This is a genomic window from Streptomyces nymphaeiformis (assembly GCF_014203895.1).
Lineage (GTDB): Bacteria > Actinomycetota > Actinomycetes > Streptomycetales > Streptomycetaceae > Streptomyces > Streptomyces nymphaeiformis.
Window position 1 is genome coordinate 477,824 of record NZ_JACHJY010000001.1, and the last position, 23,124, is coordinate 500,947.

Consider the following 23,124-nt stretch of genomic DNA (forward strand, 5'->3'; position numbering starts at 1 on the left):
ACCGGTGACCGATCAGCAGCACCCGTACGACCCGTACTATCCGCAGCCGCAGATCATCGGCTACGACCAGTACGGGCAGCCGGTGTACCAGCAGCCGCAGGCACAGCAGCAGGCGCCCGCACAGCACTACGACCCGTACGGCGGGCAGCAGCAGCCGCAGCAGGGCTACGGCTACGACCCGTACGCCCAGCAGCCCCCCGCCCAGGAACCCGTCCAGCCCCCGCAGTACGACCCCTACGGGCAGCAGGGCTACGCCTACCCGTCCTACGACACCGGCCAGCAGTGGGCCGCCCAGGCCGAGCCCGCCCCCGCCGCGCCCGCGCAGGCCCCCGTCCAGGCCGCGCCGGCGGCCCCCGCGGCGCCGCCCGCCCCGGTCGCGGCGCCCGTCGGAGTCCCCGGTCAGCGCCCCGCGTCCGAGCGGCCCGCGCCGCGGCGGGACGAGGACGACCGCGCGTACCGCACGGAGCAGTTCTCGTTCATCGAGGAGCCCGACGAGGACTCCGAGGACGTCATCGACTGGCTCAAGTTCACCGAGAGCCGCTCCGAGCGGCGCGAGGAGGCCAGGCGGCGCGGCCGCAACCGGATCGTCGCGCTCGTCGTCGTCCTCGTGCTCGCCGTCGCCGGCGGCGTCGGCTACCTCTGGTCCGCGGGTCTGTTCCCCGGCTCGTCCGACCCGGAGCAGAAGGCGGGGAACGCCGCGACCGGCCCGCAGCAGCGCGACACGATCGTGGTCCACCTCCACGACCTCAAGCGCGGCACCACCTCCACCGCCCTGCTCGTGGACAACACCACCACCCGCCAGGGCACCACGGTCCTCGTGCCCAACTCCGTCGTCGTCGCCGACGAGGAGGGCGCCGCGACCACCCTCGGGAAGTCGGTCGAGGAGGACGGCTCCAGCGGCACCAGGGAGGCCATCGGCAACCTGCTCGGGGCGAAGATCGCCGGTACCTGGCGGCTCGACACCCCGTACCTGGAGAACCTCGTCGAGTCCGTCAGCGGCATCGAGATCGACACCGACACGGACGTCCCCGACACCAAGAAGGGCGCCGAACCGCTCGTCCGGCAGGGCGAGAAGCAGACGCTCAACGGCCGCGCCGCCGTCGCCTACGCCACCTACCGGGCGCCCGGTGAGGCCGAGGCCAAGCAGCTCCAGCGCTTCGGCGCGGTCATGTACGGGGTGCTGCGCAAGTTCTCCAGCGACCCCGAGGCGGCCACGGTCACCATCGAGACCCTCCAGCAGATCCTCGACCCCTCGCTCCCGGAGAAGGACCTCGCCGCCTCCCTGGCCAAGCTCGCCGAGCACGCCAAGATCGGCGACTACAAGACGGCCCTGCTCCCGGTGGGGCAGGACGGCGCGCTGACCGAGGGCGCGAGCGACAGCGTGGTGAAGGACATCCTGGGCGGCAAGGTCACCGCCCCCGAGGCGGGCGACGTGCCCCGGGTCTCGCTGCGGGACGGTTCCGGCAAGAAGGCCGCGGAGGCGGCCCGGATCGCCCTGATCAACGGCGGCTTCACCTTCGTGGGCGGCGCCGACGCGGAGACCCGGTCGGAATCGCAGGTCCTCTACGGCGACGACGCCCAGAAGGAGACGGCGGTCGAGGTGTCCAAGACGCTGGGGCTGCCAGCCTCCTCGGTCGCCAAGGGCAAGCCCTCGGGAACGATCGCGGTCACCGTGGTCCTGGGCCAGGACTACAAGGTCCCGGCGGCCCGGTAAGGGGCGCCCCGGAAAACGCCGACGGGGCCGTCGGCGGTCCGTGAGACCCTGGAGGGGTACTGGACCGCCGACGAAAGCCTGCTTGTGACCGCCACGGACCGTTCCATCGAGCTCATCAAGACCGCCGCCCAGGCGGCCGCCGACCGGCTCGCGCACGACATCATCGCGTACGACGTCAGCGACGTGCTGTCGATCACCGACGCCTTCCTGCTCGCCTCCGCGCCCAACGACCGCCAGGTCAAGTCGATCGTCGACGAGATCGAGGAGCGGCTGCTCAAGGAGCTCGGCGCCAAGCCGGTCCGCCGTGAAGGCGACCGCGACGCGCGCTGGATCCTCCTGGACTACGTCGACATCGTCGTCCACGTCCAGCACAGCGAGGAGCGGGTCTTCTACGCCCTGGAGCGGCTGTGGAAGGACTGCCCCGAGCTCGACCTGCCCGAGGACGCCGTGAACACCCGCGGCAAGGCCGCCGAGCACGCCGCCCTGACCGGCGCCGACATCGAGGCCGGCTCGGGCCTTCCCGAGGGACCGGACGGTGAGCTGAGCTGAGCGCCGCCAAGGGCGGCAGCGGCCGCCGCATCGTCCTCTGGCGTCATGGCCAGACCGCCTGGAACCTGGAGCGCCGCTTCCAGGGCTCGACCGACATCGAGCTGACGGAGACCGGCGTCGCCCAGGCGCGCCGGGCCGCCCGGCTGCTCGCCGCGCTCAAGCCGGACGCCATCGTGGCCTCCGACCTGAAGCGGGCGGCGGCCACCGCCGCCGAGCTCTCGGCGATCACCGGCCACTCCGTCGCCCACGACTCCGCCCTGCGCGAGACGTACGCGGGGGAGTGGCAGGGGCTGACCCACGACGAGATCGTCGCGCGGTACGGCGAGCAGTACGCCGCCTGGAAGCGCGGCGAGCCCGTGCGCCGGGGCGGCGGCGAGCTCGAGACCGAGGTGGCCGACCGGGCCGCCCCGGTGGTCCTGGGGCACGCCGACAAGCTCCCCGAGGACGGCACGCTCGTCGTGGTCAGCCACGGCGGCACCATCCGCACCACCATCGGCCGGCTCCTGGGCCTGGAGGCCCGCCACTGGGAGAGCCTGGGCGGGCTCTCCAACTGCTGCTGGTCGGTGCTCGGCGAGGGCGCACGAGGCTGGCGCCTGCTCGAGCACAACGCCGGCACGCTGCCCGAGCCGGTCCTCGGCGACGACGACTGAGCCCCGCGACCGGCCTGCCGGGCCCGGATTTCACTTTCCGGCAGGTCACAGGCTAGAGTTCTTCTTGTTCGGAGCGCACAGCGCGAAGAACACGAAGAACGCAAGGGGCTATAGCTCAGTTGGTAGAGCGCCTGCATGGCATGCAGGAGGTCAGGAGTTCAATTCTCCTTAGCTCCACAGTCACCGGATCCCGTCCCCCGTCAGGGGGGCGGGATTCGTCGTTCCGTCAGCTGTCCGGTCACATGGACCGCAGGAGCTCGATCCCCTGACGGCTCTCCTCGTCGCACGGGGTGTACGTCACGATCCGGCACTCCGGCATCCCGTTGACCGAGAGGGAGACCGAGGTCAGCCGGACCTCGCCGAGCAGCCCGTGCCGGAACGTCTTCACCCGTGTTCCCGGGGGGACCACGTCACCGCTGCTCCACAGCCGGGCGAACTCCGGGCTGACCTCCGCGAGACGCCGTACGAACTCCTCCCAGTCCGGCTCGCCCACATGCCGGCCGTACGCGCCCCGCAGCTGGGCCACCATCAGCGGCAGCTCCCGCTTCCGGTCGACCACCGGGCACTGGGACGCCGGGACGCTGAACAGCGCCCAGAGCACGTTGCGTATGCCGAACGGGCCGGTGTCCAGGCCCTGTCCGCCCTGCATCAGGAGCCGCTCGTACAGGATGTTGGTCGCCAGCACGTCGTACCGCGCGTTGTAGAGCACCGCCGGGAGCGGGTCCAGGGCGTCGAGGATCCCCTGGAGCTCCGGGCTGACCTCCGGTATGTCCGGGGCCGACCTGTCGGGGGCGTACGGCACTTCGGCGAGGTGGTAGAGGTGCTCGCGCTCCGGCCGGTCGAGCCGGAGGGTACGGGCCACCGCGTCGAGGACCTGCGCGGAGGCGTTGATCGGCCGGCCCTGCTCCAGCCACGTGTACCAGGTGACGCCGACGCCGGAGAGCTGGGCGACCTCCTCGCGGCGCAGCCCCGGCGTGCGCCGGCGGAGGCCCGGCGGCATCCCCACGTCCTCCGGGGACACCCGGGCCCGGCGGCTGCGCAGGAACGCGGCCAGTTCCGGTCGTCGCCGTCGCTGCGTCGGTAGCGCTGCCACAATCGTCACACCCCCATGGTCGAGTCCCCGTGCCGCCGTTGCCAGGTGGTGTCAGTACCAGCATCGGCGGGCTCTCGTTACCCGTATCCGATCGAGGTCACGCTCGACGCATGACCTCGACCACGACACGTCCCGCAACCAGTAAAGACCCTGCCACCGACACCCGCCCCGGACTGCTCCTCGGAGTGGTGCTCGCCGCCCAGTTCATGGCGCTCCTCGACGTCTTCATCGTCAACGTGGCCGCCCCCACGATCCGGTCCGAGCTCTCCGCGTCCGGAGGGGCGCTCCAACTCGTCATCGCCGGATACACGATCACCTACGCGGTGCTGCTGATCACCGGGGCCCGGCTCGGCGACCTGATCGGCCACCGCCGGGCCTACCTCGGCGGCCTGGCCGTGTTCACCGCGGCCTCGCTCGCCTGCGGACTCGCCGCGGACGCCGGCCAGTTGATCGCCTTCCGACTGGTGCAGGGCGCGGGATCCGCCCTGATGATCCCTCAGGTGCTCAGCCTCATCCAGCGCAACTTCACCGGTGAGCGCCGGGTCCGGGCCCTCAGCGCCTACTCCGCGGTCCTGGCCACCGGAGCGGCCGCCGGGCAGGTCGTCGGCGGCGTCCTGGTGAGCGCCGACCTCTTCGGCACCGGCTGGCGGCCCGTCTTCCTCGTCAACGTCCCCATCGGGATCGCGCTGCTCGCCCTCGGCGCCCGGGTGCTGCCCCGGGACGCCCACGCCGGGCCCACGCGTGCGCGTGCCCTCGACCTGCCCGGTCTGCTCCTGCTCGCCGCCGCCGTGTCCCTGCTGACCGTCCCCCTCGTCCTCGGCCAGGAGCAGGACTGGCCGCTGTGGACCTGGCTCTCCCTCGGCGGCTCCCTGGTGCTCGCCGCGGTCTTCGGCGTCTACGAGTCCCGGCTCGCCCGGCGCGGCGGCGCCCCGCTGATCGCCCCGCGCGTGCTGCGCATCCCGGGCATCGGGAAGGCCGTCCTCTGGATCACCGTGGCGATGGGCGTCAACGCCGGCTTCCTGTTCACCTTCACCCTGCATCTGCAGGGCGGGCTCGGCCACAGCGCCCTGCGCGCCGGACTCACCTTCGCCCCCGCCGCCGCCGTCTTCGGCACCGTCGGACTGACCTGGCGGCGCTGGCCGGCCCGGCTCCACCGCGCGCTGGTCCCGGCCGGATTCGTGCTCGCGGCCGCGGCGCTCCTCGCCGTCGGCGGGCTGCTCCGGGACGGCGGCACCGGCGGCTGGGGGCTCTACCCGGCCCTGGGCGCGGTCGGCGCGGGGATCTCGCTGGCCTTCAGCCCGGCCCTGACCGGGGCGCTGGCCACCGTACGTCCCGAGGACGCGGCCGACGCCAGCGGACTGCTCGCCACCGTCACCCAGCTCGGGCAGCTCGTCGGCGTCGCCACGTTCGGCACCCTCTTCCTCAGCCGTTACGCGGGTTCCGGAGCTCAGCAGTCCGCCGACGCGCTGTGGGCGACCGCCCTCGCCCTGGCCGCGGCGTCCGCGGTGGGCGCCGTGGCGGGACTGCCGCGACGATCACGCTGACCCTCTTGCGAGGCCATGGCAGAATCGGACGGCCGGAGGGGGACGAGGATCCGGACGGGAGGGTGACCCAAGTGCTCGGCGACAACGGCGGGGTGTCCTATGGGTGCACAGCCTGCGGCCACAGCTGGAGCTGATTGATGGGTGCACACAGGCGGAAATGCGACTGGTGCGGCAGCGGTACGCCCATCGTGCGCGACATGGATCCCGTCAATCCCGGGTTCCAGTACTGGTGCGAGGAGTGCGCGCGGGCGCTGATCATAAAAGGCGACCCCATCGAGACGTACCGCGAGCTCGAGGGGGAGCCGATCTACGGCCGGCTCCTCGACGAGCACTGCACCCTCAAGCGGTTCTACTCCTTCGCCACGGCCTGACGCCGCAGCGTCCACGCGTATCCCGCGAACAGCGCCGTCGCCGTCAGCGGGTAGATCGCCGACAGCAGCATCTGCCCCGCGTTCTGGTCCAGTTCGGGGCGGCCCGGGTCGTGCGGGACCCACCACAGCGCGAACGAGGCGAAGGCCAGCGCCACCGCCCCCGTCACCGGCCACGCGCGCGTGGCGCGGTCCGCGAGCAGGATCAGCAGGGGTACGCACCAGACCCAGTGGTGGGACCACGAGATCGGGCTGATCATCAGCGCCGTGAACGCGCAGACGACCACGGCCACCGCCTTGTCGCCGCGCACCGCCGCCCGTACCGCGAGCACCATCGCCGCGCCGCCCAGGACGGCCGCGGTCACCGCCCACCACATGCCCGGGTCGTCCGTGTGCATCAGCCGGGCCAGGACCCCGCGGATCGACTGGTTGGCGGTCTCCTCGGCGAAGCCGACCCGGCCGGTCTCGAACAGGGTCTCCGTCCAGAACCGCTTGGAGTCCGCGGGCAGGGCGACGGCCACGGCCAGCGTCGTCCCGAGGAACACCCCGGTCGCTGTCAGCGCCGTGCGCAGCCACTGGTTCATGCCCCGGTCCCGGCGCCACAGCAGCAGGCCCGCGGCGAGCAGCAGGACCACGAAGAGTCCCGGTGTGAGCTTCACCGCGGTCGCCAGGCCGATGCCCAGGCCGGCCCAGCGGCTGCCCTCGCGACGCGTGAGGTCCCAGAGCACCGCCACGGCTATGAGCAGGTTGATCTGGCCGTACCGCAGGGTCGTCCACACCGGCTCGCACCAGACCACGACGGCGGCGACCCACAGCGTCGTGCGCCACAGGTCCGTACGGGACAGCGAGGGGCGGATCAGCTGGAGCGACAGCTGCACCAGGGCGACCACCAGGAGCAGGTTCCCCGCCGTCGTCAGCGTCCGCATCAGCGGAACGTCCACCAGCGTCAGCGGGACGAACAGCAGCGCCGCGAACGGCGGGTAGGTCATGCCGAGGTTCGCCGAGGTCGCGCGCATCGCGTACAGGTCGCCGCCGGCCCGGACCGTCTCGCCCTCCGCCCGGTAGACCATGACGTCGAGCATGTTCACGTGGGCGAGGCGTTGCGCCACCCAGAAGGCCGTGAACGAGAGCAGACAGACCGCCGCGGCGGTGGCCAGGGGCCACGGCCGGGCGCGGGTTCGGGAGAGCACGGAGACGGACACAACCGGCGACCCTACCCGGGGGCCCGGACGGGGCGGAGAAACCGATTTGGAGATCTGCCGCGCGGGCCGTTAATGTTCTGTTCGTCGCCACGGCCGATGTCGAAGCCGGGACGACGCATCAAGGGGCTATAGCTCAGTTGGTAGAGCGCCTGCATGGCATGCAGGAGGTCAGGAGTTCAATTCTCCTTAGCTCCACAGATCGGAACCGAGCCATCCGGACCGGATGGCTCGTGCCGATTCTGCGGTGAAATGAACATTCCCGTACGCGGGGCTATAGCTCAGTTGGTAGAGCGCCTGCATGGCATGCAGGAGGTCAGGAGTTCAATTCTCCTTAGCTCCACAGAAGAGAAGCGGGTCACCCCGATCAGGGTGACCCGCTTCTTCGCGTTCTCCCGCTCCATGGAACGCCGGTGCGGCCCGCTCGGGCCCTGCGGTACCCTGGCGCCATGCGTGCCGTACGCCTCCTGCTTACCGAGCCGCGCTGACCAGTGCCGACGGGTGACAGAGCATCCCGTCGGAGTCGGCGCGGCATCCCCTCCTGTGCGAGGGGATTTTTCATTTCGGGCATTCGTGGCAGTGGGCAGAGACGATCGATGGAGCATCAAGGACCATGACCGAGATCACGACGGCCGCCGAGACGGCGGCCCCTCATCGCTACACGGCGGCCATGGCCGCCGACATCGAGGCACGCTGGCAGGACTTCTGGGACGCCGAGGGCACCTACGAGGCGCCGAACCCCACCGGTGACCTGGCGGGCGACCCCGCGGTCGCCGCCCTGCCCAAGAAGTTCATCATGGACATGTTCCCGTACCCCTCGGGTGCGGGCCTGCACGTCGGCCACCCGCTGGGCTACATCGCCACGGACGTCTTCGCCCGCCACGCGCGCATGACCGGCCACAACGTGCTGCACACCCTGGGCTTCGACGCCTTCGGCCTGCCGGCCGAGCAGTACGCCGTGCAGACCGGCACGCACCCGCGTGTGTCCACCGAGGCCAACATGGAGAACATGAAGGTCCAGCTGCGCCGGCTGGGCCTGGGCCACGACAAGCGCCGGTCGTTCGCCACGATCGACCCGGAGTACTACAAGTGGACCCAGTGGATCTTCCTGCAGATCTTCAACTCCTGGTACGACGACGAGGCCAAGAAGGCCCGGCCGATCGCCGAGCTGATCGAGCAGTTCGAGAACGGCACCCGTGAGGTCCCCGGCACGCGCGCGTGGAGCGAGCTGACCGCCGTCGAGCGCTCCGAGGTCCTGGGCGAGTACCGCCTGGCGTACGCCTCCGACGCGCCGGTCAACTGGTGCCCCGGCCTGGGCACCGTCCTGGCCAACGAGGAGGTCACCGCCGACGGCCGCTCCGAGCGCGGCAACTTCCCGGTCTTCAAGGCCAAGCTGCGCCAGTGGAACATGCGGATCACCGCCTACGCGGACCGCCTGCTGGACGACCTGGACGCGCTGGACTGGCCCGAGGCCATCAAGCTGCAGCAGCGGAACTGGATCGGCCGCTCCGAGGGCGCCCGCGTCGACTTCCAGGTCGGCGACACCGGTGCCATCACGGTCTTCACCACCCGCCAGGACACCCTGTTCGGCGCCACCTACATGGTCCTGGCGCCCGAGCACGACCTGGTCGAGAAGATCGTCCCGGCCACCTGGCCCGAGGGCACCCACGAGGTGTGGACCGGCGGTCACGCCACCCCCTCCGAGGCCGTCGACGCCTACCGCAAGCAGGCCGCCTCGAAGTCCGACGTCGAGCGCCAGGCCGAGGCCAAGGACAAGACCGGCGTCTTCACCGGCGCGTACGCGACCAACCCGGTCAGCGGCGCCAAGGTCCCGGTCTTCATCGCCGACTACGTCCTGATGGGCTACGGCACCGGCGCGATCATGGCCGTCCCGGCGCACGACAGCCGCGACTTCGCCTTCGCGCGCGCCTTCGAGCTGCCGATGCGCTGCGTCGTGGAGCCGAGCGACGACCGCGGCACCGACCCGTCGACCTGGGACGACGCCTTCTCCTCGTACGAGGCGAAGCTGGTGAACTCGGCCAACGACGAGATCTCCCTGGACGGCCTGGGCGTCGTCGACGCCAAGGCGAAGATCACCACCTGGCTGTCCGACCGCGGCATCGGCGAGGGCACCGTCAACTTCCGTCTGCGCGACTGGCTGTTCAGCCGCCAGCGGTACTGGGGCGAGCCCTTCCCGATCGTCTACGACGAGGACGGCGTCGCCCACTCGCTGCCCGAGTCGATGCTGCCCCTGGAGCTGCCGGAGGTCGAGGACTACTCGCCGCGCACCTTCGACCCCGACGACGCGGACACCCAGCCGGAGACCCCGCTGTCCCGCAACGAGGACTGGGTCAACGTCACCCTGGACCTGGGCGACGGCTCCGGCCCGCGCCGCTACCGGCGCGAGACCAACACCATGCCCAACTGGGCCGGCTCCTGCTGGTACGAGCTGCGCTACCTGGACCCGCACAACTCCGAGAAGCTGGTCGACCCCGCCGTCGAGCAGTACTGGATGGGTCCCCGCGAGGGCATGCCGACCGGTGGCGTCGACCTGTACGTCGGCGGTGCCGAGCACGCCGTGCTGCACCTGCTGTACGCGCGCTTCTGGTCGAAGATGCTGTTCGACCTGGGCCACATCTCCTCGGCCGAGCCGTTCCACAAGCTGTACAACCAGGGCATGATCCAGGCCTTCGTCTACCGGGACGCGCGCGGGATCGCCGTGCCGGCCGCCGAGGTCGAGGAGCGGGACGGCGCGTTCTACTACCAGGGCGAGAAGGTCAGCCGCGTCCTGGGCAAGATGGGCAAGTCCCTGAAGAACGCGGTCACGCCGGACGAGATCTGCTCCGAGTACGGCGCCGACACCCTGCGCCTGTACGAGATGGCGATGGGCCCCCTGGACGTGTCGCGCCCCTGGGACACGCGCGCGGTGGTCGGCCAGTACCGGCTGCTGCAGCGGCTGTGGCGCAACATCGTCGACGAGGCGACCGGCGAGGTCACCGTCGTCGACACCGCGCCCGACGAGGACACGCTGCGTGCCCTGCACAAGGCGATCGACGGCGTCGCGCAGGACATGGCCGCGATGCGCTTCAACACCGCCATCGCCAAGATCACCGAGCTGAACAACCACCTGACCAAGTCCGGTGGCGCGATCTCCCGGCCGGTCGCCGAGCAGCTGGTGCTGCTGGTCGCCCCGCTGGCCCCGCACATCGCCGAGGAGCTGTGGCGCAAGCTGGGCCACACCGCCTCGGTCGTCCACCAGGACTTTCCGGTCGCCGACCCGGCGTACGTCGTCGACGAGACCGTGACCTGCGTCGTGCAGATCAAGGGCAAGGTCAAGGCCCGCCTGGAGGTCTCCCCGTCGATCACCGACGCGGAGCTGGAGACGCTGGCGCTGGCCGACCCGCACGTGGTCGCGGCGCTGGGCGGCGCGGAGATCCGCAAGGTGATCGTGCGCGCGCCGAAGCTGGTGAACATCGTCGCCGGTTAGCGGCACATAGGGGTTTCCCCTACGGGCAGGTTGGGGGTTCCGAAGGAACCCGCGGCCTGCCCGTTCCGTTTAACGTGGAAGAACCACAGCCGTGGGAATTCGACGGAGCCGGAGGGGCGCACATGGAAGCCACGATTATCACGATCATGGCGCTGCTCTTCTTGTCCTTCGTGGCACTCGGGGTGTTCGTCACCGTGAAGGTCGCGAAGGCCGCCGCGCGCGGGGTCGACCGCACCATCGACCAGGCCCGGCGCACGGTCGAGGAGACCACGCTGCGGGCCAAGAGCTTCGGCCAGGCCGGGACCGCGGGCGAGCTGGCCCGGTTGCGGCTGTCGCTGCGCACCTCGATGCGCGCCACCCAGGAGGCGCTGCAGGCGGGCGTCGGCGAGGACGCCTCCCTGAAGGAGTCGCTCGACCTGTTCCACCGGCTCAGCGCCCACGGACTCGAACTGGACGCGGACCTCAAGCGCATGGAGCGCGAGCCCGACCGGGCCTGGGTGGCCGGCCAGCTGCCCGAGCTCGCCGCGCGGACCGAGCGGATCACGGGCTCGGCCGACGCGCTGCGCCGCGCCGCCCGGGACCGGGCGGTGAAGTTCGCCGAGGACGACCTGTCGACGCTCAGCGCCCAGATCGACGTCGAGGCCGGTGCCCTGCGCCACTGGACGCGTCCGGAGGCCACGCAGGGGACGACGCAGCCCGCCGGTCCCGGCCGCGAGACGGCCCCCGGGGCCGGTGGAGAGCGGTCCGCGATCACGGGACCCGATCCCCGGCGCACCGCCTACCCGTGGGAGAAGTCGGCCCGCCCGGAGACCACGACCTGACGGCCGCCGGCGAAGCCGGGGCGGGACACGGGTGGGCGTCCCGGGGAGAGGCCGCGACCGAGGGACGGACAAGCGTCTGGTGAGGGGCCCGGAGTCCCCGGGCCGGCCCTGCGGGGTGCGAGCGGGCGTTCGGTGAGGGGGGCCGGGCTGCCGTGCGGTGGCCCCGGCGGGTAACCTCCCGCTCATGTCCCGGCATGTCGCGATCGTCACCGATTCCACGGCCTACCTGCCACGCCAGACGAGGGAGCGGCACGCCATCACCACGGTCCCGCTGACCGTCGTCATCGGCGACCGCGCCCTCGAGGAGGGCACCGAGATCTCTGCGAAGGCCCTTGCCGAGGCCTTGCAGAAGCGCCGGTCCGTCACCACCTCGCGGCCGAGCCCCGAGGTCTTCGCCGAGGCCTACCGCGAGGCCGCCGAGGCGGGCGCGAAGGGCGTCGTCTCGCTCCATCTGTCCGCCGAGGTCTCCGGGACCTACGACGCCGCCGTGCTCGCGGCCAAGGACGCCCCCGTGCCCGTACGGGTGGTGGACACCCGCATGATGGGCATGGCCCTGGGCTTCTGCGCGCTCGCCGCGGCGGAGGTCGCGGAGGCCGGCGGTTCCCTCGACGAGGCGGTCGCGGCGGCCGAGAAGCGTGCCGCGGGGACCTCCGCCTACTTCTACGTCGACACCCTGGACTACCTGCGTAGGGGCGGGCGCATCGGGACCGCGCAGGCACTGCTCGGTTCGGCGCTCGCGGTGAAGCCGCTCCTCGAACTCGACGCCGGGCGGATCGAACTCCGGGAGAAGGTACGGACGGCCTCGAAGGCCATCGCACGCCTGGAGGAGATCGCCGTGGACCGGGCCGGCTCCGGCTCCGTCGACATCGCCGTGCACCACCTCTCCGCGCCGGAGCGAGCCGCCGCGCTCGCGGACCGGCTCAGGGAGCGCGTCCCGGGAATCGAGGAACTCCAGGTCAGCGAGGTGGGGGCGGTCATCGGCGCCCACACGGGCCCGGGTCTCCTCGCGGTCGTCGTCTCGCCGCGCTGAGACAGCCAGGTCCCCTCCGTCCCCCACACGGGTGACGGGGTTTTGCACAGCGGAGCGTCTGTCCACGGAAGACGACTGCGCTCCGCACGGGCCGTCCGTGATCTCTACCGTCACGGACATGACTCTTCGTACACGTATCGCGTCGACCACCTCCACGACCTCGGGCAGGGCGGGTGCCCCGACGAGCGGGCCCGGACGGGCGCGCGGGTCGGACGGGCGCACCAGGACACGGGCCCGGGTCGGGCGGGCTTCCGCAGTGCCCGGGGCGCCCGGGGGTGCCGTGCGTCGGCGGGGGGACGCACTGTTCCCGAGGGTGACACCACCGGTGAGGGTGCCGGTGCCAGTCCCAGTGCCTTCGCCGGGGATCCAGGAGGCGCCGGATGTCCGTGAAGTGCCGGAGGCACCGGAGCGGGGTTCCCCACCGGGGGTACGGGCGCGGGTGGCCGCGCTGCTCCGCGACCGGGCCCCGGTGTGGGTGCAGACCAGGTGCGGGCTCGAACCGAGGGCGCTGACCGCGCTGACGGTGGTGCTGCTCCTGGCGGCGGGCCTCGCGGGCGGGTACTTCTGGACCGGGCGGCCGGAGCCGGTGCGCGCCCCCGAACTCGTCCGGGCCGCTGCCCCCATGCCCGCCGCGCCCGCGACGAAGCCCGAGCCGGGAAAGGCACCGGTGCCGGGGGCCGGGGCTTCCGGGGCGCGGGTCGTCGTCGACATCGGCGGCAAGGTGCGCAGGCCCGGGGTGCTGACCCTGCCGGCCGGCTCGCGAGTGGCCGATGCCCTGCGGGCGGCGGGTGGCGCGGAGCCCGGCGCGGACCTCACGGGGGTGAACCGGGCCCGCGTCCTGTTCGACGGCGAGCAGGTCCTGGTCGGCGTGCCGGGGATGCCGGCGGGCGGCGCGGGTCCCGGCGGCGGCTCCGCTCCCGGCGGCGCTGGGAGCGGTGGCACGGGGGTGCCGTTGAGCCTCAACACGGCCACGGCGGAACAGCTCGACGGCCTGCCCGGTGTGGGACCCGTGCTCGCACAGCACATCGTCGACCACCGGACGGAGCACGGCGGCTTCCGGTCGGTCGGGGAGCTGCGGGAGGTCAACGGCATCGGCGAGCGACGGTTCGCCGATCTCGAACCGCTGGTCCGGCCATGAAGGACGACGAGGGGCCGGCCGATCTCCGGCTCGTTCCCCTCGCGGCGGCAGTCTGGGCGGCGGCGGCCTGTGCCGTGGGCGTCCCCGGGTGGTGGACGGTCGCCGGCGTCACGGTGTGCCTGGTGGGGGCCGTGCTTCTGCTGGTGCGGGCGTCGGTCCGGCGGCGGCGCGGCCTGGACGACGGTTCCGGAGCCGCCGTACCAGGGGCCACACCCGGGTGGCGATTACGGGCGACGGCCTGGGCCGGGGTCCTGCTCTGTGCGGCGACCGGAGCCGCTTCGGCCGGACTGCACGCGGCGGATCTGCGGCGGGGGCCCGTGCCGGAGCTGGCGCGGGATTACGCGCGGGCGCGGCTTGAGGTGGCCGTGACCTCCGACCCCCGGCTCACCCGGCCCAAGGTCCGGGGCAACGCGATGGCGCCGGTGTCGATCGTCCTGGACGGCGAGGTGACCCGGGTCGAGCGGTCGGACGGTTCGGTCCACCGGACCCGGACGCCGGTCCTGCTGATCGTGCCGTCGGGAAAGGGGCGGGAGGAGTGGTTGCGGCTCCTCCCCACCACCCGGCTGCGGGTCGGCGCCCGGCTCGCGCCGCCGCTGCGACCGGGGGAGCCCTTCGCGGCGGTGGTGAAGGTCGACGGGGCGGGACCACCGCGGATCGTCGGCCCGCCGAGCACCCTGCAACGGACGGCAGGCGATCTGCGTGCAGGACTGCGCAGAGCGACCGACAAGCTCGATCCGGACGCGCGGGCTCTGCTGCCGGGACTGGTCGTCGGGGACACCTCCCGGGTCGGCCCCGATCTGCGGGACGCGTTCGAGGCGACCGATCTCACCCACCTCCTGGCGGTGTCCGGCAGCAATCTGACGATCGTCTTGCTTCTGCTCATCGGGAGGCCCGGGCGGGCGCACCAGGTGGAGAGGGGCGGGCTCGCGCCGCGGATCGGGTTGTCGCTGCGGGTCACGGCGCTGGCCGGGGGAGGGCTGACGCTCGCGTTCGTGATCGTCTGCCGGCCGGACCCGAGCGTGCTGCGTGCCGCGGCCTGCGGTCTCGTCGCGCTGCTCGCGATCGGTACGGGACGCAGGAGATCGCTGATCCCCGCGCTGGCCGCCGTCGTGCTCGTCCTCGTGCTCTACGACCCCTGGCTCGCCCGGAGTTACGGCTTCCTGCTCTCGGTCCTGGCGACCGGGGCGCTGCTGACGATCGCCCCGCGCTGGAGCGAGGTGCTGCGGCGGCGCCGGGTGCCCGGCCGGCTTGCGGAGGCGCTGGGCGCGGCCCTGGCGGCGCAGGCGGTATGCGCGCCGGTCGTGGTGGTGTTCGCCGCCCGGGTGAGTCTGGTCGCCGTCCCGGCGAACCTCTTCGCCGAACTCGCGGTGGCGCCGGCGACGGTGTGCGGGTTCGCCACGCTCGCCCTGGCGGCGGTCTGGATGCCGGCCGCGGAGGGCCTCGCGTGGGGGGCGGGGTGGCCGGCCGGGTGGCTCGCGAAGGTGGCCCGTACGGGCGCGGCACTGCCGGGGGCCGAGCTGGCCTGGCCCGGCGGCTGGTGGGGCGGGCTCGCGCTGGCGCTGCTCACGGTTCTGCTGGTCCTCGGGGCGCGGAGGCTGCCGTACCGGGGTGTGGTCGGTGTGATCGTCGCAGGGGTGCTCCTGCTCGTGGTGGTGCGGCCGGCGCCGCTCGTCCGGTGGACGACGGGGTGGCCGCCGCCGGGCTGGGTGTTCGCGATGTGCCAGGTGGGGCAGGGGGACGCGACGGTGCTCGCGGCGGGCGGGGACTCCGCCGTCGTGGTGGACGCGGGACCCGACCCGGTGCCGGTGGACCGCTGTCTGCGTGAACTCGGGGTGCGGAGGGTGCCGTTGCTGGTACTCACCCACTTCCACGCGGACCATGTGGCCGGGCTTCCCGGGGTGCTGAGGGGGAGGTCGGTGGGTGCGATCCAGACCACGGGGCTCGAAGAGCCGCCTGCCCAGGCCGCGTTCGTGCGGCGGACCGCGGCCACTGCCGGGGTGCCGCTGGTCCGCGCGGGGCCGGGGGAGCGGCGGAGGGTCGGGGGCCTGGAGTGGCGGGTTCTCTGGCCGTGGGCCGGTGTCGGAGGGGTCGCGGTCCCGGAGGCGTCCGACGGCGGGCCGAACGACGCCAGTGTCACGTTGCTCGTCCGTACCGCCGGAGGGCTGAGGCTGCTGCTCCTGGGGGACCTCGAACCGCCGGCCCAGCGGGCGCTGGCGCGGTTGCATCCGGGGCTTGGGCCGGTGGACGTGCTGAAGGTCGCCCATCACGGTTCCGCGCACCAGGATCCGGGCCTGATGCAGGCGGTGAGGCCGAGGCTCGCGCTGGTGTCGGCGGGCCGCGACAACCCGTACGGGCATCCCTCGCCCCGGACGCTGGAAGCGCTCCGGGCGGGCGGCGCGCGGGTGCTGCGGACCGATCAGGACGGGGCCGTCGCGGTGGTGGGGGCGGGGGCCGGGCTCGTGGCCGTGCCGGGAGGAGGGTGAGACGGCCCTGAAAGTGCCGGGAGGAGGGCGAGACGGCCCCGAAAGTGCCGGGAGGAGGAGGGTGGAGCTGCCTGGAGTGCTTGTAAAGAGATCCTTGTAAAGGAGTCTTTCTAAAGGTACCTTTTCATCATGCCGGAGATCAGCGAACCGCAGTCCGGGGGAGAGTCGCCCCGCAGCATCCGACTCACCGACCCGCGCGCCCTGCGGGCCTACGCCCATCCGCTGCGGATGTCCCTGGTCGGACTCCTGCGCACCAGTGGGCCCTTCACGGCCACAAGGGCCGCCGAGCTGACCGGCGAATCCGTGGCCAGCTGCTCGTACCACCTGCGGATACTCGCCAAGTACGGACTGGTGGAGGAGGCGCCCGGCGGGCGGGGGCGGGAGAAGCCCTGGCGGGCGACGGCCCGGTACACCGAGTGGCCGGAGCACAGTGAGGACGCGACGGTCGCCGAGGCGGCCGACGCGCTGAGCGCCGCCGTCGTCGAGCGGTACTTCGAGCGCGTCACCCGGGCCATGGAGAAGCGGCACCGGCTGCCGGCGGAGTGGCGGGAGGCCGAGCAGTTCGGCGACTCCGTGCTCCACCTCACCGCCGAGGAACTGGCGGGCCTCGGCGAGCGGATCGACGAGCTCCTCCGGCCCTACGAGGCGCGGGCGACCGACCCGTCCCTCAGGCCCGAGGGCGCCCGGCCCGTCAGCATCCTGCGGATCGCCTACCTGGACCAGGACATCCCCGACAGCGAAGAGGAGTGACCGAGATGGCCCTCGTGGAACGGATACCGGCGCTGCTGCGCGAGCGGACCTTCCGCCGCTACTGGACCGGGCAGACCATCTCCCTCGCCGGGGACCAGATCTCGCTCATCGCGATCCCGCTCGCGGCCGTCCTGATCCTCGGCGCCGACGCCACGGCGATGGGCCTGCTCAAGACCGCCGAACTCCTGCCCGCCCTCCTGCTCAACCTGCCGCTCGGTGCCTGGGCCGATCGGCAGAGCAGCCGTAGGCGCGCCATGATCGCGGCCGACCTGGGGCGGGTGGCGCTGGTGCTCTCCCTCCCCGTCGCCCACGCGCTGGACGCGCTGACGCTCGGCCAGTTGTACGCGGTGGCCTTCGGGGTCGGCGCGCTCACCGTGCTCTTCGAGGTCTGCAACGTCACGCTGTTCGTCGCGCTCGTCCCCGAGGAGCGGTACGTCCAGGCGAACTCGCTGGTCAACGGCAGCCGTTCGACGGCCTGGCTCGCCGGGCCCGGGATCGGGGGAGTGCTCGTGCAGCTCCTCACCGCACCCTTCGCGCTCGTCGCGGACGCCCTCACCTATCTGGTGTCGGCCGGGTACCTGGCCCGGATCGAGCCGGTCGAACCCGCGCCGGCGCCCGTGGCCAAGGGACACTTCACCGAGGGGCTGCGCTGGGTGCTGCGGGAGCGCTCGATGCGCGCGCTGTTCGCGGCCTCCGGCACGATCCAGTTCTTCAACTTCATGTTCAGCACCATCTTCGTGCTCTACGCGACCTCCGAACTCGGCATCGGCGCGGGCCTGCTCGGCCTCGTGCTCTCGGCCGGCGCCGTCGGCGGCCTCCTCGGGGCGGTGTGGGCCGGAGCGGTCGTCCGGCGGATCGGCATCGGCGCCTCGCTCGTCGCGGGCTTCCTCGGCTTCACCCTGCCCCTGCTCCTGGTGCCCCTGGCGGACGGGCCGCGTCCGCTGGTGGTGGGCGTGCTGTTCGCCGCCGAGTTCCTCTCCTGCCTCGGGGTCATGCTCGCCGACATCGCCGGGGGATCGCTCCAGATGGCGCTGATACCCGACGCCGTACGGGCCAGGGTCATGGGCGCGTACCGGACGCTCAACCACGGCTTCCGTCCGCTCGGTGCGCTCGTCGGGGGTCTGCTCGGCACGGCGATCGGGCTGCGCCCCACGCTGTGGATCGCCACCGCCGGCGCCGTCCTCGCCGTGCTCTGGCTGCTGCCCTCGCCGGTGCCGCGGATGCGGGAACTGCCCACGCGGGTCGACGCGGCGGTGCCCGTCGGGTCGGGCGCGGCGCAGGGCCGGCCGAGCTAAGCGGAATCCCAAATTCGGACCCTCGGTAACACTTCCGGTCACTTCCCCCGTTTGCCTCGAACGCCTCATCGGTGATCGAATGCAACTTCGTTGCATAGTGAACGAGTCGCACGGGGGTGCGTGAAGAATGTTCGATCGTCTCTTCGGGAAGCGTGCGACGGGAGCCGCGCGCGGCGGTCCGCTCGCCGGTCTCGCGGTGCCCTCCTCCGCCGGCGTGCTCAGCTGCCGGGTGCTCGACCCCGTGCACGAACCCGTCCGGCAGGCCGAGTTCGTCGTCAGCGACGCGGCCGGCCGCAAGATCCTGGCCGGCGAGACCGATCCGTACGGAACCGTCTTCGCGACCGTGCCGGCCGGCGAGTACCGGGTCGCCGTCACCTCCGAGGGCTACACGCCCTACCACGGCGGCGCCGTCGTCGCAGAGGGCGAGCACCAGGGCCTCGGCGACGTCCTGCTCCAGGTCGCGCCCCAGCCCCAGCTCCCCGAGCCGGGCGACTGGGAGATCGACCCCGCGCACTCGCAGATCGGCTTCACGGCGCGCCACATCGGCCTCGCCCGGATCCACGGACGGTTCAACGGCTTCGCGGGCGCGGTGCGGATCGTCGAGCGCATGGAGCAGTCCGCGATGCACGTCGTCATCGACGCCGCGTCCATCGACACCGGGGTGCAGATGCGCGACGACCACCTGCGCTCCGGCGACTTCCTCGACGTCGGTGCCTACCCGACGCTGGAGTTCTACAGCGAGCGCTTCGTCCACCGGGGCGGCAGCCGCTGGGCGGTCACCGGCGCGCTCACCCTCCACGGGGTGAGCCGCACGGTGACCCTGGACACCCAGTACCTGGGCCTCGGGAACGGCCTGGAGGGCGAGACCCGGGGCGCCTGCCGGGCCACCACCGAACTGCACCGGGAGGACTTCACCCTCACCTGGCAGACGCTGCTCGCGCGGGGGATCGCGGCCGTGGGGTCGAGCATCAGCATCGACCTCGACATCCAGATCGTTCCCAAGAAGGGCTGACGGGTCGTCCCCGAGAAGGGCTGACGGGCGGGGCCACGCCCCTTGTCCTACGGGGCTTCCAGCCAGCCCTCGTACTCGGCGGCCAGCGCGTCCAGCGCCGCCGGGTCGAGGCGGGCGTCCGGGTCCTCGACGACCACCAGCCACTGGGCGTCCTCGGCGTCGTCCTCCCCGGCCAGGGCGTCCCGTACGAGCTGCGGTTCCTCGGCCAGGCCGAAACGGTCGGGGAGCTCCTCGGCGACCTCCTCGGCGGCGTCGCGGTCGGGGAGTACCAGTACGTGTCGTTCACTCACCCCGCCATTCTCGACCCCTTGCCGGGCGGCGGTGTCAGTGGCCCGTGGGATGCTGGATCGCGATGGCCACCAGAAAGACTTCCCCCGACGACCTCCTCGGCCCCGTGACGCTCGCCGTGGGGCAGGAGGACCTGCTCCTCGACCGCGCCGTCCAGGAGGTGGTGGCGGCCGCGCGGGCCGCCGACGCCGACACGGACGTGCGCGACCTCGCCCCCGACCAGCTCCAGCCCGGGGCGCTCGCGGAGCTCACCAGCCCCTCGCTCTTCGCCGAGCGCAAGGTGCTGGTCGTGCGGAACGCGCAGGACCTCTCCGCCGACACGATCAAGGACGTCAAGGCGTACCTGGACGATCCGATCGAGGACATCTCGCTCGTCCTGCTCCACGCCGGCGGCGCCAAGGGCAAGGGGCTGCTCGACGCGGCGCGCAAGGCGGGGGCGCGGGAGGTCGCCTGCCCGAAGACGACGAAGCCGGCGGAGCGGCTGACGTTCGTCCGGCAGGAGTTCCGGAGGGTGGGGCGGTCCGCCACGCCCGAGGCCTGCCAGGCGCTCGTCGACGCGATCGGCAGCGATCTGCGGGAGCTCGCGTCCGCGGTCTCGCAGCTCACGTCCGACGTCGACGGGACGATCGACGAGGCCGTCGTCGGGCGGTACTACACGGGCCGCGCCGAGGCCTCCTCCTTCAACGTCGCGGACCGCGCCGTCGAGGGGCGGGCGGCGGAGGCCCTGGAGGCCCTGCGCTGGTCGCTCTCGACCGGGGTCGCGCCCGTGCTCATCACCAGTGCGCTGGCCCAGGGGGTGCGGGCGATCGGCAAGCTCTCCTCGGCCCGGGGCGGACGGCCCGCCGACCTGGCGCGGGAACTGGGCATGCCGCCCTGGAAGATCGACCGCGTGCGTCAGCAGATGCGCGGCTGGACCCCGGACGGGGTGTCGCTGGCCCTGCGGGCGATCGCGGAGGCGGACGCGGGAGTGAAGGGCGGGGGCGACGATCCGGAGTACGCCCTGGAGAAGGCGGTTGTCGCGGTGGCGCGGGCGGCGCGGCTGCGGCGGGGCGGGGCGTAGGGGCGGGGGGTGTCGTGCGGGGCGGCTCGTGGCCGTTGTCCAAGCGGGATCCCCCACCCCACCCCTTCCCGAAACCCTGATGGGGGCTGAGGCCGGGTCCCGTCTCCGGGGGCCCCACCCCCGGGCCCTCATCTCTCCCCGGCAGGTACGGCGAAGGCCCCGCCGCTCCCTGGGGAAGGGAGGTGCGGGGCCTTCGGCGTTGTCGCTGGTGGGCTCGCGCCCGCGTGGCGAACGCGTCCGCGCGCGAGTCCGGGTGGCCGGGCGGGAGCGGGGTAGAGGGCCCGCTGGATCCCGTTCAGCCGGTCACATCAGAGCTCAGCCCTGGAGGGAGGCAACCTTGATGGCCAGCGCCGACTTCTTGTTGGCGGCGGCGTTCTTGTGGATGACACCCTTCGAGACAGCCTTGTCGAGCTGACGCGAGGCGGCACGAGTGGCAACGGTGGCCTTCTCGAGGTCGCCGGCGGCGACAGCCTCACGGGCCTTGCGGATCGCGGTCTTGAGCGAGGACTTGACGGCCTTGTTGCGCAGGCGCGCCTTCTCGTTCGTCTTGTTCCGCTTGATCTGGGACTTGATGTTCGCCACGAAAAGAGCCTTTACAGGTTCGATGTTCCTTCTGGATGCGCCTCACAGCTGAGAGGGCATGCGAGACACAGCTGTCCACACTATCAGCCACCCTCGGAGCCGCCCAAACCGGGCGCCGGGCGACGGGCATGGGACCATGGTGTCTACGTATCCGTTCTGAACATCGCCCGAGACGAGATCCCTGCGTGCCCGCGACTCCTACCAACGTGCCCGAGCCGAGCCGTACCGACCCGGCTCTGATCCGCAACTTCTGCATCATCGCGCACATCGACCACGGCAAGTCCACGCTTGCCGACCGGATGCTCCAGCTGACCGGTGTGGTCGACCAGCGGCAGATGCGTGCCCAGTATCTCGACCGGATGGACATCGAGCGGGAGCGCGGCATCACGATCAAGTCCCAGGCGGTCCGGCTGCCCTGGGCGCCCACCGATGGGCAGGGTGGGGGCAAGACCCACATCCTGAACATGATCGACACCCCCGGGCACGTCGACTTCACGTACGAGGTCTCCCGGTCGCTCGCGGCCTGTGAGGGCACGATCCTGCTCGTCGACGCCGCGCAGGGCATCGAGGCGCAGACGCTCGCGAACCTGTACCTCGCGATGGAGAACGACCTCACGATCGTTCCGGTCCTCAACAAGATCGACCTGCCGGCCGCCCAGCCGGAGAAGTTCGCCGACGAGCTGGCCAACCTCATCGGCTGCCAGCCGGAGGACGTCCTCAAGGTCTCCGCCAAGACCGGCATGGGCGTCGAGGCGCTGCTCGACCGCGTCGTGCAGGACATCCCGGCCCCGGTCGGCGTCGCCGACGCTCCGGCCCGCGCGATGATCTTCGACTCCGTGTACGACTCGTACCGGGGCGTCGTGACGTACGTCCGTGTCGTCGACGGCCAGCTCAACAAGCGCGAGCGCATCAAGATGATGTCGACCGGCGCGACCCACGAGCTGCTCGAGATCGGTGTGTCGTCGCCGGAGATGACGTCGTCCGACGGCCTCGGCGTCGGCGAGGTCGGCTACCTGATCACCGGTGTGAAGGACGTCCGCCAGTCCAAGGTCGGTGACACGATCACCTCCCTGCACCAGGGCGCCACCGAGGCCCTCGGCGGCTACAAGGACCCGAAGCCGATGGTCTTCTCGGGCCTCTACCCGCTCGACGGCTCGGAGTACCCGGACCTCCGCGAGGCCCTCGACAAGCTGCAGCTCAACGACGCCGCGCTGGTCTACGAGCCGGAGACCTCCGCCGCGCTCGGCTTCGGCTTCCGCGTCGGCTTCCTGGGCCTCCTCCACCTCGACGTGATCCGCGAGCGGCTGGAGCGCGAGTTCGGGCTCGACCTCATCGCCACCGCGCCGAACGTGGTCTACCGGGTCGTGATGGAGGACGGCAGCGAGCACACCGTCACCAACCCGAGCGAGTTCCCCGAGGGCAAGATCAACGACGTGTTCGAGCCCGTCGTGCGCGCCACGATCCTCGCTCCGAGCGAGTTCATCGGCGCGATCATGGAGCTCTGCCAGACCCGTCGCGGCACGCTGATCGGCATGGACTACCTCTCCGAGGACCGGGTGGAGATCCGCTACACCCTGCCCCTCGCCGAGATCGTCTTCGACTTCTTCGACCAGCTGAAGTCCAAGACGCGCGGTTACGCCTCCCTCGACTACGAGCCCACCGGCGAGCAGGCCTCCAGCCTGGTCAAGGTCGACATCCTGCTGCACGGCGACAAGGTGGACGCCTTCTCGGCCGTCACCCACAAGGACGCCGCGTACGCCTACGGTGTCCGGCTCGTCGCCAAGCTGCGCGAGCTCATCCCGCGGCAGGCCTTCGAGGTGCCCATCCAGGCCGCCATCGGCTCCCGGGTCATCGCCCGCGAGACCATCCGCGCCATCCGGAAGGACGTCCTCGCCAAGTGCTACGGCGGTGACATCTCCCGTAAGCGGAAGCTGCTGGAGAAGCAGAAGGAAGGCAAGAAGCGCATGAAGATGGTCGGCTCGGTGGAGGTGCCGCAGGAGGCCTTCATCGCCGTCCTGTCGAGCGACGAGTCCTCGGGCAAGGGCAAGAAGTAGCTGAGTT

19 protein-coding genes and 3 tRNA genes are annotated in these 23,124 nt (G+C 72.0%); 18 read left to right on the plus strand and 4 right to left on the minus strand.

Translation table 11 applies throughout. The features are described 5' to 3' along the window. Positions 1 to 4 precede the first annotated feature (4 nt). The 4 genes from GGE06_RS02025 to GGE06_RS02040 all read left to right on the plus strand — a co-directional run bounded on the left by GGE06_RS02025 (position 5) and on the right by GGE06_RS02040 (position 3,090). Positions 5 to 1,714 carry an LCP family protein gene (locus GGE06_RS02025; protein ID WP_184929884.1) on the plus strand — a complete coding sequence of 570 codons (1,710 nt, stop codon included), beginning with the start codon at positions 5 to 7 and terminating at the stop codon, positions 1,712 to 1,714. 84 nt (positions 1,715 to 1,798) lie between these two features. Next, entirely contained in the window at positions 1,799 to 2,263 is a 465-nt protein-coding gene (gene rsfS / locus GGE06_RS02030) for a ribosome silencing factor (protein WP_116161037.1), read from the plus strand. After that, a complete protein-coding gene (locus GGE06_RS02035; RefSeq protein WP_116161038.1) occupies positions 2,260 to 2,913 on the plus strand; it encodes a histidine phosphatase family protein in 654 nt (217 codons plus the stop codon). Before rsfS ends, GGE06_RS02035 begins: the two co-directional genes overlap by 4 nt. A gap of 104 nt (positions 2,914 to 3,017) precedes the next feature. Next, positions 3,018 to 3,090, plus strand: a tRNA-Ala gene (locus GGE06_RS02040). A gap of 61 nt (positions 3,091 to 3,151) precedes the next feature. Here GGE06_RS02040 and GGE06_RS02045 read toward each other — a convergent pair. Continuing rightward, positions 3,152 to 4,015 carry a helix-turn-helix transcriptional regulator gene (locus GGE06_RS02045; protein ID WP_116161039.1) on the minus strand — a complete coding sequence of 288 codons (864 nt, stop codon included), beginning with the start codon at positions 4,013 to 4,015 and terminating at the stop codon, positions 3,152 to 3,154. Positions 4,016 to 4,116: 101 nt separating this feature from the next. Here GGE06_RS02045 and GGE06_RS02050 point away from each other — a divergent pair, with 101 nt between their 5' ends. Further along, a complete protein-coding gene (locus GGE06_RS02050; RefSeq protein WP_184929885.1) occupies positions 4,117 to 5,550 on the plus strand; it encodes an MFS transporter in 1,434 nt (477 codons plus the stop codon). A gap of 137 nt (positions 5,551 to 5,687) precedes the next feature. Further along, positions 5,688 to 5,921, plus strand: a complete 234-nt coding sequence (locus tag GGE06_RS02055; protein ID WP_015033559.1) for a hypothetical protein — start codon at positions 5,688 to 5,690, stop codon at positions 5,919 to 5,921. Here GGE06_RS02055 and GGE06_RS02060 read toward each other — a convergent pair. Beyond that, entirely contained in the window at positions 5,900 to 7,120 is a 1,221-nt protein-coding gene (locus tag GGE06_RS02060) for a glycosyltransferase 87 family protein (protein WP_116161041.1), read from the minus strand. The two genes, GGE06_RS02055 and GGE06_RS02060, sit on opposite strands and share 22 nt — an antisense overlap. Positions 7,121 to 7,242: 122 nt before the next feature. Between GGE06_RS02060 and GGE06_RS02065 the strand changes: the two genes are divergently transcribed. From GGE06_RS02065 to GGE06_RS02110, 10 genes are all read left to right on the plus strand, one after another. Continuing rightward, positions 7,243 to 7,315, plus strand: a tRNA-Ala gene (locus GGE06_RS02065). A gap of 72 nt (positions 7,316 to 7,387) precedes the next feature. Continuing rightward, positions 7,388 to 7,460 (plus strand) — tRNA-Ala (locus GGE06_RS02070). A 270-nt stretch (positions 7,461 to 7,730) separates the two neighbouring features. Beyond that, a complete protein-coding gene (gene leuS, locus GGE06_RS02075) occupies positions 7,731 to 10,604 on the plus strand; it encodes a leucine--tRNA ligase (RefSeq protein ID WP_184929886.1) in 2,874 nt (957 codons plus the stop codon). A 122-nt stretch (positions 10,605 to 10,726) separates the two neighbouring features. Continuing rightward, entirely contained in the window at positions 10,727 to 11,425 is a 699-nt protein-coding gene (locus tag GGE06_RS02080) for a hypothetical protein (protein WP_184929887.1), read from the plus strand. A 184-nt stretch (positions 11,426 to 11,609) separates the two neighbouring features. Next, complete coding sequence (locus GGE06_RS02085) at positions 11,610 to 12,455, plus strand: DegV family protein (RefSeq protein ID WP_116161044.1); 846 nt, start codon at positions 11,610 to 11,612, stop codon at positions 12,453 to 12,455. Between the two features lie 439 nt (positions 12,456 to 12,894). Continuing rightward, positions 12,895 to 13,593: a ComEA family DNA-binding protein gene (locus GGE06_RS02090; RefSeq protein ID WP_376773484.1), complete on the plus strand. Its 699-nt coding sequence runs from the start codon at positions 12,895 to 12,897 to the stop codon at positions 13,591 to 13,593. After that, a complete protein-coding gene (locus GGE06_RS02095; protein ID WP_184929889.1) occupies positions 13,590 to 16,076 on the plus strand; it encodes a ComEC/Rec2 family competence protein in 2,487 nt (828 codons plus the stop codon). The genes GGE06_RS02090 and GGE06_RS02095 overlap by 4 nt, the downstream gene beginning before the upstream one ends. A 129-nt stretch (positions 16,077 to 16,205) precedes the next feature. Continuing rightward, the gene (locus GGE06_RS02100; RefSeq protein WP_116161046.1) at positions 16,206 to 16,826 is read left to right on the plus strand and encodes a winged helix-turn-helix domain-containing protein; all 621 of its coding nucleotides are present in this window, start codon (positions 16,206 to 16,208) and stop codon (positions 16,824 to 16,826) included. Between the two features lie 5 nt (positions 16,827 to 16,831). Further along, positions 16,832 to 18,121, plus strand: a complete 1,290-nt coding sequence (locus GGE06_RS02105; RefSeq protein WP_184929890.1) for an MFS transporter — start codon at positions 16,832 to 16,834, stop codon at positions 18,119 to 18,121. Between the two features lie 127 nt (positions 18,122 to 18,248). Next, positions 18,249 to 19,133 (plus strand): YceI family protein, encoded by an 885-nt coding sequence (locus GGE06_RS02110; protein WP_184929891.1) that lies wholly within the window; start codon positions 18,249 to 18,251, stop codon positions 19,131 to 19,133. A 47-nt stretch (positions 19,134 to 19,180) separates the two neighbouring features. On the opposite strand, the gene GGE06_RS02115 is transcribed toward GGE06_RS02110, so the two are convergent. After that, positions 19,181 to 19,423: a hypothetical protein gene (locus tag GGE06_RS02115; protein WP_116161049.1), complete on the minus strand. Its 243-nt coding sequence runs from the start codon at positions 19,421 to 19,423 to the stop codon at positions 19,181 to 19,183. Positions 19,424 to 19,485: 62 nt separating this feature from the next. Between GGE06_RS02115 and holA the strand changes: the two genes are divergently transcribed. Further along, a complete protein-coding gene (gene holA / locus GGE06_RS02120) occupies positions 19,486 to 20,481 on the plus strand; it encodes a DNA polymerase III subunit delta (protein WP_116161050.1) in 996 nt (331 codons plus the stop codon). A 315-nt stretch (positions 20,482 to 20,796) separates the two neighbouring features. Here the strand turns inward: holA and rpsT are convergent, their stop codons facing one another. Beyond that, entirely contained in the window at positions 20,797 to 21,063 is a 267-nt protein-coding gene (gene rpsT / locus GGE06_RS02125) for a 30S ribosomal protein S20 (protein WP_093876150.1), read from the minus strand. A 185-nt stretch (positions 21,064 to 21,248) separates the two neighbouring features. Between rpsT and lepA the strand changes: the two genes are divergently transcribed. Further along, positions 21,249 to 23,117 carry a translation elongation factor 4 gene (gene lepA, locus GGE06_RS02130; protein WP_116161051.1) on the plus strand — a complete coding sequence of 623 codons (1,869 nt, stop codon included), beginning with the start codon at positions 21,249 to 21,251 and terminating at the stop codon, positions 23,115 to 23,117. The last annotated feature ends 7 nt before the right edge of the window (positions 23,118 to 23,124 follow it).